Annotated in this window: 23 protein-coding genes; 21 read left to right on the top strand and 2 right to left on the bottom strand. The window is 30.3% G+C overall.

Features of this window, described 5'->3' with window-relative positions:
* Window positions 1-75 precede the first annotated feature (75 nt).
* The 9 genes from alr (at window position 76) to DWW96_RS09020 (ending at window position 8,965) form a co-directional block, all read left to right on the top strand.
* Window positions 76-1,278: an alanine racemase gene (gene alr, locus DWW96_RS08980; RefSeq protein WP_117910178.1), complete on the top strand. Its 1,203-nt coding sequence runs from the start codon at window positions 76-78 to the stop codon at window positions 1,276-1,278.
* 20 nt (window positions 1,279-1,298) lie between these two features.
* On the top strand, window positions 1,299-3,323 hold the full coding sequence (locus tag DWW96_RS08985; protein WP_117910179.1) for a transglutaminase domain-containing protein: 2,025 nt from the start codon (window positions 1,299-1,301) through the stop codon (window positions 3,321-3,323).
* 168 nt (window positions 3,324-3,491) lie between these two features.
* Entirely contained in the window at window positions 3,492-3,839 is a 348-nt protein-coding gene (locus tag DWW96_RS08990; protein ID WP_022089104.1) for a type II toxin-antitoxin system PemK/MazF family toxin, read from the top strand.
* A 126-nt stretch (window positions 3,840-3,965) separates the two neighbouring features.
* A complete protein-coding gene (locus DWW96_RS08995) occupies window positions 3,966-4,694 on the top strand; it encodes a YebC/PmpR family DNA-binding transcriptional regulator (protein WP_022089105.1) in 729 nt (242 codons plus the stop codon).
* Between the two features lie 14 nt (window positions 4,695-4,708).
* Window positions 4,709-5,443: an HAD-IA family hydrolase gene (locus DWW96_RS09000; protein ID WP_022089106.1), complete on the top strand. Its 735-nt coding sequence runs from the start codon at window positions 4,709-4,711 to the stop codon at window positions 5,441-5,443.
* 74 nt (window positions 5,444-5,517) lie between these two features.
* Window positions 5,518-6,396 (top strand): DMT family transporter, encoded by an 879-nt coding sequence (locus DWW96_RS09005; RefSeq protein WP_199522688.1) that lies wholly within the window; start codon window positions 5,518-5,520, stop codon window positions 6,394-6,396.
* Between the two features lie 188 nt (window positions 6,397-6,584).
* The gene (locus DWW96_RS09010) at window positions 6,585-7,373 is read left to right on the top strand and encodes a transporter substrate-binding domain-containing protein (RefSeq protein ID WP_117910181.1); all 789 of its coding nucleotides are present in this window, start codon (window positions 6,585-6,587) and stop codon (window positions 7,371-7,373) included.
* Window positions 7,374-7,509: 136 nt separating this feature from the next.
* Complete coding sequence (locus DWW96_RS09015) at window positions 7,510-8,226, top strand: amino acid ABC transporter permease (protein WP_117910202.1); 717 nt, start codon at window positions 7,510-7,512, stop codon at window positions 8,224-8,226.
* A complete protein-coding gene (locus DWW96_RS09020) occupies window positions 8,213-8,965 on the top strand; it encodes an amino acid ABC transporter ATP-binding protein (protein WP_336306365.1) in 753 nt (250 codons plus the stop codon). Before DWW96_RS09015 ends, DWW96_RS09020 begins: the two co-directional genes overlap by 14 nt.
* Before the next feature lie 189 nt (window positions 8,966-9,154).
* Here DWW96_RS09020 and rlmH read toward each other — a convergent pair whose 3' ends face one another.
* Window positions 9,155-9,634 carry a 23S rRNA (pseudouridine(1915)-N(3))-methyltransferase RlmH gene (gene rlmH / locus DWW96_RS09025; RefSeq protein WP_117910182.1) on the bottom strand — a complete coding sequence of 160 codons (480 nt, stop codon included), beginning with the start codon at window positions 9,632-9,634 and terminating at the stop codon, window positions 9,155-9,157.
* Between the two features lie 295 nt (window positions 9,635-9,929).
* Between rlmH and DWW96_RS09030 the strand changes: the two genes are divergently transcribed.
* Both DWW96_RS09030 and DWW96_RS09035 read left to right on the top strand, forming a co-directional pair.
* Window positions 9,930-10,643: a hypothetical protein gene (locus tag DWW96_RS09030; protein WP_022089010.1), complete on the top strand. Its 714-nt coding sequence runs from the start codon at window positions 9,930-9,932 to the stop codon at window positions 10,641-10,643.
* Between the two features lie 143 nt (window positions 10,644-10,786).
* A complete protein-coding gene (locus tag DWW96_RS09035) occupies window positions 10,787-11,761 on the top strand; it encodes an ATP-dependent 6-phosphofructokinase (protein ID WP_117910183.1) in 975 nt (324 codons plus the stop codon).
* A gap of 182 nt (window positions 11,762-11,943) precedes the next feature.
* On the opposite strand, the gene DWW96_RS09040 is transcribed toward DWW96_RS09035, so the two are convergent.
* A complete protein-coding gene (locus DWW96_RS09040; RefSeq protein ID WP_158562677.1) occupies window positions 11,944-12,993 on the bottom strand; it encodes a polysaccharide deacetylase family protein in 1,050 nt (349 codons plus the stop codon).
* A 163-nt stretch (window positions 12,994-13,156) separates the two neighbouring features.
* Between DWW96_RS09040 and DWW96_RS09045 the strand changes: the two genes are divergently transcribed.
* The 10 genes from DWW96_RS09045 (at window position 13,157) to nusB (ending at window position 18,763) form a co-directional block, all read left to right on the top strand.
* Complete coding sequence (locus DWW96_RS09045) at window positions 13,157-14,002, top strand: ATPase, T2SS/T4P/T4SS family (RefSeq protein ID WP_117910185.1); 846 nt, start codon at window positions 13,157-13,159, stop codon at window positions 14,000-14,002.
* Window positions 13,993-14,517 carry a stage III sporulation protein AB gene (locus DWW96_RS09050; RefSeq protein ID WP_117910186.1) on the top strand — a complete coding sequence of 175 codons (525 nt, stop codon included), beginning with the start codon at window positions 13,993-13,995 and terminating at the stop codon, window positions 14,515-14,517. Before DWW96_RS09045 ends, DWW96_RS09050 begins: the two co-directional genes overlap by 10 nt.
* 10 nt (window positions 14,518-14,527) lie before the next feature.
* Window positions 14,528-14,722, top strand: a complete 195-nt coding sequence (spoIIIAC, locus tag DWW96_RS09055; RefSeq protein ID WP_117910187.1) for a stage III sporulation protein AC — start codon at window positions 14,528-14,530, stop codon at window positions 14,720-14,722.
* On the top strand, window positions 14,723-15,103 hold the full coding sequence (locus tag DWW96_RS09060; RefSeq protein ID WP_117910188.1) for a SpoIIIAC/SpoIIIAD family protein: 381 nt from the start codon (window positions 14,723-14,725) through the stop codon (window positions 15,101-15,103).
* Window positions 15,100-16,224 carry a stage III sporulation protein AE gene (locus tag DWW96_RS09065; RefSeq protein ID WP_117910189.1) on the top strand — a complete coding sequence of 375 codons (1,125 nt, stop codon included), beginning with the start codon at window positions 15,100-15,102 and terminating at the stop codon, window positions 16,222-16,224. Before DWW96_RS09060 ends, DWW96_RS09065 begins: the two co-directional genes overlap by 4 nt.
* 2 nt (window positions 16,225-16,226) lie before the next feature.
* On the top strand, window positions 16,227-16,532 hold the full coding sequence (locus tag DWW96_RS09070) for a stage III sporulation protein AF (RefSeq protein WP_022089018.1): 306 nt from the start codon (window positions 16,227-16,229) through the stop codon (window positions 16,530-16,532).
* Entirely contained in the window at window positions 16,522-17,085 is a 564-nt protein-coding gene (locus tag DWW96_RS09075; RefSeq protein WP_117910190.1) for a hypothetical protein, read from the top strand. Before DWW96_RS09070 ends, DWW96_RS09075 begins: the two co-directional genes overlap by 11 nt.
* Window positions 17,086-17,096: 11 nt before the next feature.
* Window positions 17,097-17,711 carry a SpoIIIAH-like family protein gene (locus DWW96_RS09080; RefSeq protein WP_022089020.1) on the top strand — a complete coding sequence of 205 codons (615 nt, stop codon included), beginning with the start codon at window positions 17,097-17,099 and terminating at the stop codon, window positions 17,709-17,711.
* An 82-nt stretch (window positions 17,712-17,793) separates the two neighbouring features.
* Entirely contained in the window at window positions 17,794-18,165 is a 372-nt protein-coding gene (locus tag DWW96_RS09085; protein ID WP_022089021.1) for an Asp23/Gls24 family envelope stress response protein, read from the top strand.
* A gap of 142 nt (window positions 18,166-18,307) precedes the next feature.
* Window positions 18,308-18,763, top strand: a complete 456-nt coding sequence (gene nusB / locus DWW96_RS09090) for a transcription antitermination factor NusB (protein ID WP_022089022.1) — start codon at window positions 18,308-18,310, stop codon at window positions 18,761-18,763.
* Window positions 18,764-18,766 lie beyond the last annotated feature (3 nt).

Consider the following 18,766-nt stretch of genomic DNA (forward strand, 5'->3'; position numbering starts at 1 on the left):
AATTTGGAATTGTAATGTAATAAAAAACGATAAAGATATAAATTCAAATAATTTATAAACGTGGAGAAGAAGAAAATGAAAAGAGAAATATGTGAAGAAGAATATTTTAGGGGCTATGCAGAAATCAATCTGGATGCAATATACAAAAATGTATATGAGATGAAAACAAGACTTAATAAAAATACAGGAGTTGTTCTTGTAATAAAAACAGATGGGTATGGGCATGGAGCAGTGCCTATAGCTAAAGCACTAGATGATTTGTGCTATGGATATGCAGTTGCAACTCCATATGAAGGCAATAATTTAAGAAATCATGGACTTAATAAACCTACATTTTTATTAGGTTATGCGGATGAATCATCGTACGATATGATTATAGAAAAAGAATTAATTCCAGCAATTTTTTCTTTAGAAATGGCAACAAAATTATCAAAGCACGCACAAAAACTTGGCAAAGAAGTAAAGATTAATATTGCTGTTGACACGGGAATGAGCAGAATTGGTTATATTCCGGGAAGTGATGCAGTAAAAGAAATTGTTGAAATAAACAAACTTCCTTTTATAAAAATAGAATCTATATTTACACATTTTGCAAAAGCAGACTATGTTGACAAGTCATTTGCTGACAAGCAGTTTGATGAGTTTGTAAATTTTGTTGATGAAGTAGAAAAAAATGGAGTTAAGATTCCGATACATCAGTGTGCAAATAGTGCAGCAATGATGGAAATGCCAAAGACTTCATTATCATTGTCAAGAGCAGGAATTTCAATGTACGGATTGTATCCATCAGATGAAATGAGCCGTGAAAATATGAAACTATATCCTGCATTATCTCTTCACAGTCATGTAGTTTACGTAAAAACAATTAAAAAAGGAAGAGGAATAAGTTACGGACAGACTTATATAGCACCTCATGATATGAAAATTGCTACAATTCCACTTGGATATGGGGACGGATATCAGAGAAATCTTAGCAATAAAGGATATGTACTCATTAATGGCAGAAAAGTAAATATTGTGGGTAGAGTATGCATGGATCAATTTATGGTTGATGTTACGGGAATGGATGTTAAAGAAGGAGATAAGGTAACTCTTATTGGAAAAGAAGGAGACGAAGAAATAACAGTTGATGAATTAGCAGCATTAGCAGGAACCTTCAATTATGAATTTGTATGTGACTTAAGCAAACGTATTCCAAGAGTTTATGTTAAAGATGACAAAATAGTTGGAACAAAAGATTACTTTGATGACAGATATGACGTTGAGATACAGAGATAAATAGGAAATGGAGATTGGATATGAAAACTAAAAAGATAATAGCGATTCTATTAATTGCTTCTCTTGTAGCATTAAATGTAAATTCTGTATTGATAAAGGCAGATGAAAATAAAATTGCTTTTGAAGACAGTGATATGTTTTATTTATTTAAACCTGTAGATGAAGCAATTGAAGATTTGGTTAAAATAAGCGATATTGATTTTGAAAAACAGGAAAGAACATTATTTATTGAATCTGATAAAGAAATAGAACAGGAAGATTTATGGAATGCTTTAATAGCAAGAAATCCAAGTTTTTGTTATGATATAGAACCATCTGTAGATAGTTATAGTATGCATAATGGAAAATATGTATTTAAAAAGGATGATAAATACTATCAGATTTTTAATGTAACTATTTGTAAAAAATATTCAGAAACAGAAAAAGAAGCAAATAAAGAATATTATAATGAATTAACATATATTGAGAATTCTTTAGGTCTTAATAATGATTTATGTAATTATGAAAGGGCTGCTATTATTTTTGATTATATTGTAAATAATATAAAATATGATAGAGTTAATGGAGAAGTTGGAACAACTTCAACATATGGTGGGCATACAGGACTTTATACATTATTAGAAAAGAAAGGTGTTTGTGCTGGATTTGCTGAATTATTTTCAAGTATGTTAAATGATTATGGAATTAAAAATTTATATATTGGTAATAGTTATCATGCTTGGAATATAATAGAAATGGGAAATTCTTGGTATTTATGTGATACTAGTGATGGGAAGACTTTTTATAAAAATAAAAGTTTTAATTGCTTTTTATATGGAAATGGTTATAACAAAGATATGAATAGTATAGATATAAATAGTAAAAAAGCAATAGATTTTTTAAATATTAGTTATACTAATACAAATATTAACAATAAAATATCAAATGGAAGCGATTTATTATGTGATACTTATGATGTAAAAGCAGCTACTGAAACTGAAGAAGGTCATATAGATATTGATTGTAATTATTGTAATAAATCTCATCATTATATAATACCAATTATTAAAAAATATAATTATGAATATGTAAAAGGTAATTGCAAAACTCCTTCAGTTATTATAACTAAAGATGGAGATAACATAATTGATGAAAAAGAAATTAAAGAAGATCATAATTGGCAGTTCATGAAAATAACTAAAACATGCACTGAAAATGGTTCTGAAAGAGTATTTTGTAGAGATTGTGGTACAGATCTTTGGTCAGTATATGAAAATAAAACTGGACATAATTGGACAGATTGGCAGGATTCATATGGTGGATATCAGACTAGAACTTGTATAAATTGTGGTGAATCTGAAACTAGAGAAAAAGAAGTTGAAACAACTAATAAAAATTATAGTGATTCAGATTTAGAACATATTGATAGAGGTTATGGTATAATAGCTTATTATGATCCTGAAAGAGATCATTGGTATTATATTGATACTACATGGGGAGAATTACCATGTGATTCTAATGTTAGAGTAAATGGAATTGAAAATAACAGCAAAATTTATTGTTATTGGAATGAATCAATTCATAGATTTGAAAAAGAACAATCAATTAATGAATCAAATAAATATCCAGAAATTGTTACCGATACTACAACAAAAGCTAATGAAAATGTAACAAATAATGCTGATAATAGTAATAATAATAATAATAGCTCGATTAAAATTGAATCTACTAAAAACAATGAAGAAGCAACTAAAAAGAATATAGTCGAGACAACAAAGAAAGTTATAACTAGAAAACCAGCTACAGTTTTAATTAAATCAATTAAAAATATAAAGAAAAAATCTATAAAAATAGAATATAAAAAGGCTAAATATGCTAAAAAATATCAAGTACAATATAGTAATAATAAGAAGTTTAAGAAATCAAAAACAAAAATTACAAAAGGAACTTCTCTTACAATTAAAAGTTTAACATTTAAGAAAAAGTATTATGTAAGAGTAAGAGCAATTAACAATGATATTTATGGAAAATGGTCAAAAACAAAAAGGGTAATAATTAAAAAATAAAAAAATAAAATGTCTTCTGCCGATAAAGTATATAGGTGGAGGACATTTTTTTATGAATAAAAATGTTAGAATATTTTATTTATATAAATTTTTCCAAAAATGAATACACATTTTGAAAAGTGGAATAATATAATTGTGTTAACACAATCTATTTTTTGGAGTGTGGATATGGTTATTAGACGTGGTGATATTTATTACGCTGACTTAAGACCTGTAATTGGGTCAGAACAGGGTGGAATAAGACCTGTGCTTATTATTCAGAATGATACAGGAAATAAACACAGCCCGACTGTTATTATTGCAGCAATTACGTCAAAGATGAATAAGGCGAAACTGCCAACTCATGTTGAGGTTGATTCGCATAAGTATAATATAATAAAAGATTCAGTTATTTTATTAGAACAGTTAAGAACGATAGATAAAAAAAGATTGAAGGATAAGGTATGTCATTTAGATGATGAAATCTTAAGTGCAGTCAATGAGGCATTAGCTATAAGTTTAGAACTCAATACATAATTTGCAAAAGTTGACTAATAATAGATAAAATGATATATTTTTATAGTGTGTGTTTTGATTAATACACAATGAAAATCAGGATTAAATCCTGTTATAAGTTATAAATACGGAAGAGAGGATATATAAATGTCAGGACATTCAAAATTTGCTAATATTAAGCATAAAAAAGAAAAAAATGACGCAGCAAAAGGAAAGATGTTTACCATCATTGGTAAAGAAATTGCAGTTGCAGTAAAGGAAGGCGGAGCTGATCCGGATAATAACAGTAAGCTTCGTGATGTTATTGCTAAGGCTAAGGCTAACAATATGCCTAACGATACAATTGAACGTGGAATTAAGAAGGCTGCAGGTAACGTTAATGCAGTTAATTATGAATCAGTTACATACGAAGGATATGGTCCTAACGGAACAGCTATTATCGTTGATGCGTTAACAGATAATAAAAATAGGACAGCAGCTAATGTCAGAAATGCATTTACTAAAGGTGGCGGAAACGTTGGAACTCAGGGATGTGTATCTTTTATGTTCGATAAAAAAGGTCAGATTATAATTGACAAAGAAGAATGTGATATGGAAGCAGATGAGTTAATGATGATTGCACTTGATGCAGGTGCAGAAGATTTCTCAGATGAAGAAGAATGCTATGAAGTTCTTACTCAGCCTGAAGAATTTAGTGCAGTAAGAGAAGCATTAGAAGCAGCTGGTGTTAAGATGACAGAAGCAGAAGTTACAATGATTCCACAGAATTATGTAACACTTACTGACGAAGAATCTATTAAGAAGATGAATAGAATTATCGACTTATTAGATGAAGATGATGACGTACAGGAAGTTTTCCACAATTGGGATGAATAAATAAAAGGAAAAATATGAATACAGTACTGTTTGATTTAGACGGAACGCTTTTACCGATGAATATGGATGATTTTATGGATACATATTTTAAGGCGTTAGAGTCAAGATTTGAAACGTTAGGATTTGATCCTGAGAAGATTAAAAAATGTTTATGGGCCGGAACAAAAGCCATGGTTGCTAACGAAGGCTACATAACAAATGAAGAATGTTTTTGGAATGTTTTTGAAAAATATTTTTCGGACGACGGGAAAAAATTAGAACGTAGAAAAAGAATTAAGATAGAAAGAGAAATGACTAAGTTTTACAAGAGTGATTTTCAGGTGGCAAGATTTAATACAAGACCTGACAGTCTTGCTAATGAATGTGTTGATTTACTTAAAAGTAAAGGATATCAGATTGTTGTAGCAACTAATCCTTTATATCCGCAGGTTGCAACATATGAAAGACTTAGTTGGGCAGGATTTGAACCGGATGAATTTTTGCATGTTACTACATATGAGAATTCGTGCTTTAGCAAACCTAATCTGAGTTACTACAGACATTTGCTAAAGACATTAGATAAGGATGCTGAAGATTGTCTGATGGTTGGTAATGATGTAGATGAAGACATGTGTGCATTAGAAATTGGCATGGATGTATTTTTACTTAATGAATGTCTAATCAACAGTAAGAAAAAAGATATTTCTCAATATAAAAAAGGAAATTGGAAAGTGTTTAGGGAATATATAGACACTCTTCCGAATATTTAATGAAGACAAAGGGGGCTTCAATAGAGGCTCCCTATATGTATGTATAAAGTAATTTTTGTTTTTAGGAGAAAATTATGAAGGATAAAATAATTAATCCGTTGTTGTTACTTCTTACGGCAATAATTTGGGGAAGCGGATTTGTAGCACAGAGTGTTGGTATGAATTTTGTTCAGCCATTTACATTTAACTTTTCCAGATGTATTGTTGGAGGCATATTTTTAGCCATATATATTATGGTTATGGGTAAAGGAAGTAAGAAATCAAAAAAGAGTACGGAAGCAGTATTTATTGGAGGATTGTGTTGTGGATTATGCCTTTTTGGTGGGATGACATTTCAACAGATAGGAATTCAATATACTGAGGTCGGAAAAGCAGGATTTCTCACAGCAATGTACATAGTGTTAGTACCTGTATTGTCAACTATGTTTTTAAGAAAGAAAACAGGAATACATATTTGGCTTGGAGTTGTATTAGCAGTTGTAGGAATTTATTTGTTGTCGATTTCTTCTGACTCATTTACAATTGCCAAAGGCGATATATATGAAATTATATGTGCATTAATGTTTGCCCTTCATATTTTGGTAATTGATTATTTCAATACAAAAGCAGATCCGGTAAAAATATCATGTGTTCAGTTTTTTGTATGTGGCATTTTAAGTGGTGTGTTTATGATGACAGCAGAACAGCCACAGGTTCAATATATATTAGCTGCATGGCAGCCGATATTGTATGCAGGCATTGTTTCAACTGGAATTGGATATACATTACAGGTTGTAGGACAAAGAAATGTTAATCCAACGGTTGCATCTTTAATTTTGAGTTTAGAGTCAGTTGTATCTGCAATTGCAGGGCTTTTAATTTTAAATCAGCAGTTGACTCAGCGTGAAATATATGGCTGTATATGTATGTTTGCTGCAATTGTTCTTGCACAGTTGCCAATAAAGAATACATAATCAGTTAGCAACAGATTAATATGATAAGTTCAATATAGTTGCAAAATTATATTGTCTTAAGTATAATAAACCTATTGTAAAAATAGGAGGAAACAAAATGAACCAAGTTCATTTTATGTAAATGTTTCCGACGAATAGCCATCGACCGAAGGGCGGGGGCAATACATATTATTTAGGAGGAAATTCAAATGAAAAAAGTATTAGTAGTAGCACTTTCAGCAATTTTAGCTGTATCAATGTTTACAGCATGTGGAAGTAAAAAATCAGAAACAACTAATGGAACAGTTAATGAAGACAAGTTAATTATGGGAACAAACGCAGAATTCCCACCATATGAATATTATGGAGATGACGGTGAAGTTACAGGTATTGATGTAGAAATAGCGCAGGCAATTGCTGACAAATTAGACCTTAAATTACAGGTTGAAGATATGAACTTTGATTCAATCATTACAGCAGTACAGAGTGGAAAAGCAGATGTTGGTATTGCAGGAATGACAGTAACAGAAGACAGACTTAAAAATGTTAACTTTACGGACAGTTACGCAACAGGTGTTCAGGTTGTTATTGTAAAAGAAGGTTCAGATATTACTACAGTTGATGACTTATTTGCAGATGGGGCAAATCATTCAATAGGTGTACAGAGTGGAACAACAGGTGATATTTATTGTACAGATGATATCGAAGGTAAAAAATTAGGAACAGTTGAAAGATTTAACAAAGGTGCAGATGCTGTTCAGGCTTTAATCGCAGGAAAGATTGACTGTGTAGTTATTGATAATCAGCCGGCAAAAGAATTTGTAGCTGCAAACGAAGGATTAAAAATTCTTGATACAGAGTATGTAACAGAAGATTATGCTATTGCTATTAAAAAAGGAAATGATAAATTAACAGAAAAAATAAATGGAGCATTAAAAGAATTAAAGGATGAAGGAAAGGTTCAGGAAATCCTTGACAAATATATTAATGCTGAATAATTAGTAACGGGGAAACAAAATGAACGTAGTTCATTTTATGTAAATGTTTCCGATGAATAGCCGCTGACCGAAGGGCGGGGGCATTACATATTTTATAGGAGAAACAATGGAGAATTTTATTATTAAAGCTTTTTCTATGGCTGACATAAAAGATGATTTTGTACTTAATTTTATAAAGGATAACCGTTGGAAATATTTGACTGACGGTTTGAAAATAACTCTCGAAGTTACATTCTTTGCAGTTATTTTAGGTATTGTTTTAGGTTCGGTAATAGCTATTATCCGTTCTACTTATGATACAAATTATGAAAGTATGAAATCTAAAGTCGGTAAGGCAGTATTAAAGATTTTAAACTTAGTAGCAAAAATTTATTTAACAGTAATCAGAGGAACACCGGTAGTTGTTCAGTTAATGATTATGTATTATGTAATTTTTTCAACATCAAATAATAAAGTACCTATTGCTATTTTGTCATTTGGAATTAATTCTGGTGCATATGTTGCTGAGATAATTAGAAGTGGTATTATGGCAATTGACAGAGGTCAGTTTGAGGCAGGAAGAAGCTTAGGATTTAATTACATTCAGACAATGATTTATATTATTCTTCCACAGGCATTTAAGAATATTTTACCTGCCCTTGCAAATGAATTTATTGTTTTATTAAAGGAAACATCAGTTGCAGGTTATGTTGCTCTCCAGGATTTAACAAAGGGTGGAGATATTATTCGTAGTAGAACATATAGTGCGTTTATGCCACTTATAACAGTTGCTGTTATTTATTTGGTAATGGTAATGTTCTTTACTTATTTAGTTGGAAGATTAGAAAGGAGACTAAGAAATGATGAAAGATAATAGTCAGCCTTTAATTGTTGTGAAAGATGTAAAGAAATACTACAAAGGTGAAGTTATCAAAGCTTTAGATGGTATTAATCTTACAATTAACGAAGGAGAAGTTGTAGTTATTATCGGACCTTCAGGTAGTGGTAAAAGTACAATGCTCCGTTGTTTAAACCTTTTAGAGATACCTACAGATGGAGAAATTATATTTGAAGGTGAAAATCTTTTAGGGAAGAAAACTAATATAGATAAACACAGACAGAAAATGGGAATGGTATTCCAGCATTTTAATCTTTTCCCTCATATGACTGTAATGAAGAATATGACTATAGCACCAACAAAACTCAAAATTAAAAACAAAGAAGAAGCCGAGGCTAAGGCAAAGGAACTTCTTGAAGTTGTTAATTTAGCTGATCGTGCTGAGGCGTATCCAAAACAGTTATCAGGTGGACAGAAACAAAGAATTGCAATTGCAAGAGCTTTGTGTATGGATCCTGAAGTAATGCTTTTTGATGAACCTACATCAGCACTTGATCCTGAAATGGTAGGTGAAGTTTTAAGTGTTATGAAGGATTTAGCACGCAGAGGAATGACAATGGCTGTTGTTACACATGAAATGGCATTTGCTAGAGAAGTTGCAACAAGAGTTATATTTATGGATGCGGGAAGAATAATTGAAGAAGGTACTCCGGAAGAAATATTTGAACATCCAAAGAACCAGAGATTAAAAGACTTTTTATCAAAAGTGTTATAAAGACTAATGGAATTATAAAAGTGTTTTATATAAATCATTTTAAGATTAATTTTTGATATATATATACTAAAAAGCAGTGAGTTAAGGCTCGCTGCTTTTTATATTTTTGTGTAGAATAATTTACTTTTATAAAATTTAGTTTTCAAATGTCAAATTTAAGAATGAAGTGTCGCAAACTTTGTTTATGATTTATTTGTGATAAGGTTCATTATTTATGATTCTGTAACTTCTGTATATTTGTTCTAATAAAATTACACGCATTAGTTGGTGTGGAAAAGTCATTTTTGAAAAGCTTAATTTAAAATCAGAACGTTTAGAAACACTTTCATGTAAGCCTAAAGAACCGCCAATAATAAAAATAATATGACTTTCACCGGTTATTCCCAGTGAATTAATCTTTTTAGATAATTCAACGGAATCCAATTGCTTTCCTAAAATTTCTAAAGTAATAACATATGCGTTGTCTGGAACGTGCTTTAAAATTCGTTCAGCTTCTTTTTCCTTAATTAAATTAATTTCTGTATCGGAACTGTTTTCGATTGTTTTTTCATCGGCAACTTCAACAATATTTAATTTACAATATCTTGAAAGACGTTTAGAATATTCAGCAATTGCATCTTTATAAAAATTTTCTTTAATTTTGCCAACAGTAATGAGTGTAATTTTCATATTTAAAATCCTTTCACCTTGTTCAAAAACAAATAATAGAGTATAATGATATAAGGATACCGAAGCGGGAGTTTTTTGTGCTTGCACAAAAAAACTCACATTTATGGTATCCGTAAAACATGAGGAAGTAGCCCGATAGGGCGAAATCCGAATGTTTTTAGGATTGAGAAAGCACGAAGTGCGAAACAATCCGTAAATATCATTATACAATAAAAGTAAATGTTTTAGGATTGAGAAAGCACGAAGTGCGAAACAATCCGTAAATATCATTATACGGTATACGGAGGAAATGTAAATGCCATTTTGCCCAAAATGTAAATACGAATTTGTAGATGGAATAAAAAAATGCAACGAATGTGGTTGCGATTTAGTAGACAACTTAGATGATATAACTAATGAGTCTGATGAAGAAATTATGGATAATGAGAATATAATTAATGCTGAATTAGAGAATGCTAATTTAGGCGAAACATATGAATCTTTAGAGGATGGAAATGTATCAGTTGACAAAGAAGATGAAGAAAGCAGATTTATGAGTTCTGCAAAGACATATCAGAAATTATCAGATAAATATGAAGATGTAAAGTCATCAGCATATACATTGATTTTAGTTGGTGGAGTTGGACTTTTTGTTATGATTCTTCAATGGATTAATGTTATTAAATTTCCAATATCAAGTCAGACTAAATGGTTGTTTAATTCTGTTTTAGGAGGAATGTTTATAATATTCCTTGCTGCCGGAATTGTATCATTTATGCATGCTAAAAAAGTTAAAATTGAGGCTGACATTGAGGATAAACTTATAAATAAAATTAATCAATTTGCAAAAGAAAACATAACAAAAGAAATAATTGATAAAGAAGTACCACAGGATGATCATGTAGAAATATTATTTTTCAACCGTGCTGAGGTAATAAAAAACATATTGATGCATGAATTTGAGGATGCTGATGAGGCATTGATAGATGAACTTATTGAGAATATATATCAGAGTATATATGAAGAATAAATATAAAATAAAAGCTCTTGCATTAATAGATATAAAATGCAAGAGCTTTTTTATGCTTAGTACTAATAATAGATAGTGAAAAATAGGATAATATATGAAGAGAATGTATACGTAATATAGTTAATTTAGAGGAGAAAAATAAAATGAGTGAAATTAAAAAAATTGCAGTTTTAACAAGTGGAGGAGATGCACCGGGAATGAATTCAGCTATAAGAGCAGTTGTATTTAGTGCGGCGCGTTTTGGAATAGAAGTAGTTGGAATTTTTAGAGGATACGAAGGACTTATAGATTGGGAAACTATAAAATTAGAGCCTGATGATGTTAGAAATATAAACAATCGTGGAGGCACAATTTTATACACAAGCAGAAGCGAAAGATTTTTAGATGAAAAATTTAGAAAACAGGCCGCAGATAATTTGAGAAAAAATAATGTTGATGCTGTTGTGGCAATCGGCGGAGATGGAACTTTAAGGGGTGCAATTGATTTTGAAAAAGAAGGAATAAACATTGCTTGTATTCCAGGAACAATTGATAGAGATGTTTCATGTAGTGAATATACGTTAGGATTTGATACTGCTGCAAATACTGCGACAGAAGCAATTGATAAAATCCGCGATTCATCTATTTCGCATGGTAGATGTAGCGTTGTAGAAGTAATGGGAAGAAAACGCGGATATATCGCTTTGTGGGCAGGAATGGCAACATCAGCCGATGCTATTATTTTACCTGAAAAATGGGATGGCAATTATAATAATGTAACAGATGCGATAAAGAGACGACATGAAGATGGAAGAAACAGTTATTTAGTTGTGGTTGCTGAAGGAGTAACAGATGCCAATGAACTTGCTGATTTAATAAAGAAAAAAACGGGTATTGAATCAAGAGTCTCAGTATTAGGATATATCCAGCGTGGTGGACAACCATCAGCTAAGGATAGAATGTATGGTTCATTAATGGGGGCTTATGCCGTGGAAATATTGGTGAATGGCAATAAGAACAGAATTGTTGCTATAAAAGATGATAAGCTTATAGACTATTCAATAAATGAAGCTTTAAATATTCAGAATAGTCAGATTGATTCATTTCAGTACAAATTAAGTTTATTGTTATCAGATTAGACTCTCAGATTAGACAAATTAATTTATAGATTATAAAAATGCGTAGTGTAAATTAAGCACTACGCATTTTGTTAATTGTACGCCCTGCGACGCACGTTTCAAACCGTATAATATGAAACAATCTCTAGAGGGTACTTGTTTAGTTTAGAAAATATAACAAGATAAATGATGCAATATTTAATTTAATAGCAATTATAATACATTGTTCCAGGTTTTAAGTTCTTTTTATTTAATTTGAATAATTCACTGACAGTTACAAGTTCATAGCCTTTTTTGTTTAATTCAGGCAAAGCTTTAATGAATCCGTCTACAGATGTAGGATGTGAGTCGTGAAGAAGAATTATTTCTCCTTTGTCAGCGCTTTTAATAATTTCTTTATATACATAGTTAACATTTCTATTTTTCCAGTCCAGAGTATCTACAGACCAGTAAATCATAGGAACATCTGCAAGTTTTGATACAGTGTCATTAAAACTTCCATATGGAGGTCTTATAAGTGTAGGATAGATTCCGATTGCAGATTTAACCACAGATTTAGTTTTGTTAAATTCAGATTTAATATCTGATTCTGATAAACTGGTTAATTTAGCATGGTCATATGAATGACTTCCGATTTCATTTCCGTTGTTAAAAGATTCTTTTAAAACAGATTTTTTAGCAGTTACATACTGACCAACAACAAAAAATGTTGAATTATAATTATATTTTTTTAGCGAATCAACTAATTTTTTTGTGTATGGACTTGGACCGTCATCAAATGTTACAGCCATATATTTAAAATTTCCGACAACAACCTTGCATTTGGCTTTAACTTTTTTGGACTTAGACATACAGTAAACATATGTAGTGCCCTTTTTCTTTCCTGTAACAACGCCTTTTTTGTTGACTTTAGCAATAGATGGATTTTTGCTAACCCAGATTATGCCTTCTTTTTTCTTGTCAGTATAAAGTGCTTTAAGACTACGGGAATCCTTTTTGTTTAATCTTAAAACAGTTTTGTTAAGTGAAATCTTTTTTATCGTAGATTTAATTTTAGGCTTTTTCTTAACTATAGTAGCGTCTGTAGGTGTATTTGTAGTAGATGCTACAGTAGTGTCTGTAGTTGAAATAACCGTTGTTGATGTTTCAGGTATAACTGCAGAAGTAGTAATTTCCTCAGCCATTGTTATAGTGGAACATATAAAAATTCCAAGTGCTGTTAAACATAATGTTTTTAAAAACTTTTTTTTCATAAAAATCTCCATTCCATTGCAAGTAATAAATGTAATCCTAATAAAGGATTATACTAATCAGATGCAAAAAATAAATTTATATATATATAACATAAATCCATTTTAAAGTCCAAATTAAAAAAAGTAAATAGCATAATTGTGGCATGTCCTCATATAATTCAATATGGGAAATGAAAGAAAGAATGTATTAGAGTATTTGCCACAAAAAATAGCCTCAGAAATAAAAAATAAAGTGCCTGATATAGAGCAAATATTGGAAATTAGAATAAGGGTAAATAAACCGATTTGCGTTAGGACAATAAAAAAAGAATATGTAATCGATGAAATTAAAATTGAAAATACAGATATGAATCGGATATTTAACATAATTACGGAATTCTCTACATACGCATATGAAAATTCAATAAAAAAAGGATTTATTACCGTAAAGGGTGGACATCGAATTGGAATTTGTGGTGAAGCAGTTTATGAAAATAATGAAATTAAATATATAAATAATGTATCGTATTTAAATTTCAGGTCTGCAAAAGAAATTATTGGATGTGCAAACGATTTATATGAAAAATTATATAAAAATAACATATTTAAAAATACTTTAATTATATCAGAGCCCGGAAAAGGAAAAACAACATTACTTAGGGACATTATAAGGCTTTTAAGTGATAAAGGTAAGTTCAATATATCTGTAATTGATGAGCGAAGCGAAATTGCGGCAAGTTATAAAGGAATGACTACAAATGATTTGGGAATAAGAACAGATGTTATGACTGCATTTGAGAAAAAAGATGGAATAGTCATGGCAATACGTGCAATGGCTCCCGACATAATTGCTGTTGATGAGATTGGAAATAAAGAAGATATAGAAGGTTTATATTTTGCTAAGCAAAGTGGGGTTGGTGTTATTGCTACAGCACATGGTAGTAATGTAAATGAAAAAGTGACAAAATATAAGGATTTGTTTAAAAAATATATTTATATAGAAGAGATTGGAGAATATGAATGTATATAAAGTTTATTGGAGCAGCATTTTTAATTGTAGCGGGTTGCATGTCGGGCAAAGAGATTAGTTCGAATTATTTAAATCGACTAAGACAGCTTGAGGAAATAAAGAAAACAATTATTTTTATTTGTGGAGAAATTAAATATAACAATTCGAATCTGGATTATGTTTTTACAAAAATATCCAAAAATTCCAAAGAATTTATAAAGGAGTTTTTGGAAAGTGTAGTTAAGGATTTGAATGGAAATACTGAAAGAGAAATAACAGATGTATGGTGCGAAAATGTAGAAAAAGAAATTAAGACGAAAACCAGTCTTGAAGCATCTGATTTAAATGATTTGAAGGATATGGGAAATTTGCTTGGAATAACGGACAAGGATACTCAGATAAATAATCTGAATCTATATTTAGAAAAAATCCAATTGCAAATAGACAAGCTTGAAAAAGAAAAGGATGAGAAATGTAGACTTTATAAAACAGTAGCCACGATGTTTGGTTTACTTATTGTTATAACGATAATTTAATGGTGATGCTATGGATATAAGTATAATTTTTAAAATTGCTGCAGTTGGAATAATTGTTTCAGTAATAGGACAAATATTAAAACACAGCGGAAGGGAGGAACAGGCTTTTTTAACAAGTCTTGCAGGATTAATACTGGTTCTTATGTGGATAATTCCTTATATATATGAGCTTTTTAATACTATAAAAAACCTGTTCGAATTATAAATGTTTACCGTTGGAGTTTTAGGAATAATAATAGTTATTCTGACCCTGCAGTTAAAAAATATTAAAAGTGAATATAGTGTTGTAATTATGATTGTCGGCTGTGTAATTATATTTTTTTATTCTATTTCAGGAATAATTAAAGTTGTTGAAATATTGAAAAAAATAATTAATGATACCGGTATAAATGACGAGCGAATTATAATTCTTCTCAAAATAATGGGAATATCTTACATTGCCGAGTTTGTATCAGATATTGCTAAAGATAGCGGATATAGCGCATTGTCAAATCAAATCCAAATTTATGGGAAAATTACAATTCTTGTAGTAAGTGTTCCAATATTAGAATCGTTAATTAATTGTATAAATGGGTTGCTGTTATGAAAAGAATAATATTAGTTTCAATAATTGTAGGAATAATTTGCTGTAAAAGCGTTTATGCAAATGAATTTGAATCAAATACATATATTACACTTGATGATTTCGATTTAAAAGAAACACAAAATGTTATGCAGAGTGAAAAGTATTCCATTGATATAGATGAACTGTTACAGGAAATTTCTAAGGGAAATGTAATGGCTGCGGTAAATATAATTATCGATAATGTAAGAGATAAATTGGAAAATCAGTTTAATGATATAAAACAGGTAATAATTACTATCATATTTACAACAGTATTTGCGGCATTGATTGTTAATTTCTCGTATTCATCATCTAAAAATGGCGTTAATGAAATGGCATTTTATGCTTGCTATGTTTTGCAGATTTCTACACTAATGTATATTTTTCAAATTGCAATGGAAATTGGAGAAAAACTTGTTTTGTTTATATTACAGCTTATGGGTGCAATAATTCCTACATATTTGCTGGCGGTGGGAATTACAAGTCAGGCAACAGCACTTGGTTTCAATAGTCTTATTATGACACTTATAGCAGTAATAGAGGATGTCATATTGAATATTGTATTTCCTATGCTTAAAGTATATATGGCAATATCCATGGTTAATTCAATTTCAAAAGAAGATCTTTTGTCAGGTATGGCAGATTTGATAAAAAAAGCAATTAATTTTATTTATAAGTTTATATTAGGGACAGTTACCGGACTTAATTTAATTCAAAGTCTGATTCTGCCGACAACAGATTTAGCAAAAAATAATATAGCAAAGAAAATTATTTCAAATGTACCGATAGTTGGAAATGGGACTGACGCAGTAGCACAGATAATATTGAGTTCAGTAGGAATAATAAAAAACAGTATCGGGGTTCTTGCAATAATATTGATTGTATTTGTGTGCATTGTTCCAATGGTGAAAATGACTGCATATTCAGCTGTAGTTCAGATAAGTGGTGCAGTATTACAACCAATTGCAGATAAAAGAATATTGAATTGTATTAAGCAGACAAGTGAAGGAATAAAACTATTAAACAGAGGAATAAGTGTTGTTGGCTTTTTATTTATTATTACAATTGCAATAATTTGTATTTCTACCGGCAATGGAGGATAAGGATGTTTGAAGAATTAGCAGGATATATAAAAGGGATAGTTTTTTTTAGTCTTTTTGCAAATCTGATTTTAGATTTTATGCCAAACATAAACTATAAAAAATACATAAAAGTTTTAATTGGAATATTACTTATAATAGTTATTCTAAAACCTATTTTAAATTTTGACTTTTTGTTAAATGAAATTAATGACAAAGTGGATGATGTTTCATTTGAATTAAATAATGATTTACAGGTTGATGAAAAAATAAATGAAATGGAAACAAAAATTTATGAAAGAATTCTAGAAGGAGAGAACTTTGAAAGATGATTTATTTTCGCAGTTGTATGAAAATATAAAAAAAATAGGACTTACAAAATGGATAATGCTTGGAATAGCAGGAGTATTATTGATTGCAAGTTCTTATTTAAAAAAAGATGAAGTAAATGAAAATAAAGCAAGGCATAGTCAGTATGAAGAAAAAAATACATTTAATCAGAAATACGAATATAAAGATGAGATTGAAAAAGAAGTTGAAGAACTTGTTAAAAACATAAAGGGGGTGAATAAGGCAAAAGTGATGATTACTTTAAAATCATCAGAAGAAAGAATCGTTAAAGAAGACAATGAAGTTGTTGTTGAAAATGATGAAAGGGAAACAAACAAAACGGGCAAAGAAAGTAAAAAAAACAACACAGTAATAGTAGATGGAGAGAATGGAGAACAGCCATATGTAGTCAAAGAATTATATCCGCAGGTTGAAGGTGTGGCAGTGTGTATCAAAGGAAATTTTGATAGTGAAATAAAAAATAATATTATTAGTATAATTCAGGCATTATTTGATATTGAATCACATAAAATATCGGTAACAGAAATGAAATGATAGGAGGAATCATGAAAAAAATATTTAAAAAGAATCAGATAATAGTAACAGTTTTGGCAATACTAATTGTAATTGCAGGGTACCTTAAGTATACGGATTCAAATTTTAATGACAAAAACAAAGAAGTCACAAATGAAATATATGAGTCTACATATGGAACTGATGACATATTAAGTAATGGAGAAATTGCAAGCCTCGATGAAAATGAAACAGGTGAAGCAGTGGAAGAAACAACACTTCAGCCGGGAGAAGCTGTAATGACCAGTTCGAAGCTTACGGATTTTATCATTCAGGCACGTATAGACAGAGAACAAATCCGCTCAAAAAACAAAGAAACATTGTTAAAAGTTATAAATGACGAAACAGTAAGTGAAAAAGAAAAAACAAGTGCAGTAGAAGCAATGGTTGAGATTACCAAAAGTAGTGAGTTGGAAAATACAATAGAAACATTGCTTGAGGCAAAAGGCTTTTCAAATGTAATTGTAACGCTTTCGGATAGCCAGGTAGATGTAATTATAGATGAACAGGAAATAACAGACCAGAAGAGGGCACAAATAGAGGAAACGATTAAAAGAAAAACAGATATTAGCGCAGATAAAATTGTAATAACCCCTGCGCATAAGTAAGTAAATTAAGTTGTAAAAATACTGCCGCAATGATATACTTATACGTGACAAGCACAAAGATGAAATAATTAGGAGGCTTTAAATGGAAGAAAAGAGAACTACTTATACTATATATGAAGGTGGAGAAGTTGGAGAAGTTGAAATCAATGATGATGTAATCGCAGTGATTGCAGCTGTTGCAGCAATGGAAGTTGAAGGAGTAGCTTCGATGGCAGGCAATATAACAGCTGATATAGTTGCTAAACTTGGAATGAAGAAACTTTCAAAGGGAGTAAAGGTTACAGTATCAGAAAACAGCATGGTTATCGACTTATCATTAAACCTGGAATATGGAACAAATATTTTAGAAGCTTCTAAAGCAGTTCAGAGTAAGGTTAAAAGCTCTGTAGAGAATATGACAGGATTGAATGTCGATGTAGTCAATGTCAACATCGCAAGTGTAGAAGTAAAATAATAATACCTTAAAAGCGGGTGTCATTTATGACACCCTTTTTTGGGATATAGATTGATGATTGTATGACATGATATGATTTATATAGATATACTAGTTGGGTTATGAAAATATTCGCTTAGTAATTAAAACTTAGGAGGCAGATATGAATAGAACGGAAATAAGAGAAAACACATTTAAATTACTTTTTTGTAAAGAATTTCATAGTAAGGAAGAAATGGGAGAACAATATAAACTTTACATGGAATCTTTAGAAGATGAAGAAAGAGAAAAGACTAACAAGATTATTAGTGAAGATAGTGTAGAAGAATTAATTCCATTTGAAGATAAAGAATATATAGTAGAGAGAGTTAACAAAATAATTGATGCAATTCCTGAAATTGATAAAGCAATTGATGAAGTCGCAGTAGGTTGGAAGACTGACAGAATGGGAAAAGTTGAATTGTCTATATTAAGACTTGCATATTATGAAATGGCTATGGATGATGAAGTTCCGGGAAAAGTTGCAGTTGATCAGGCTGTTATATTAGCAAAGAAATATGGAAGTGATAATGCACCTGCATTTATTAATGGAATTTTAGCTAAGTTATTTCAGGAGTAAATA

The organism is Eubacterium sp. AF17-7 (assembly GCF_003461285.1).
Classification (GTDB): domain Bacteria; phylum Bacillota; class Clostridia; order Lachnospirales; family Lachnospiraceae; genus Eubacterium_U; species Eubacterium_U album.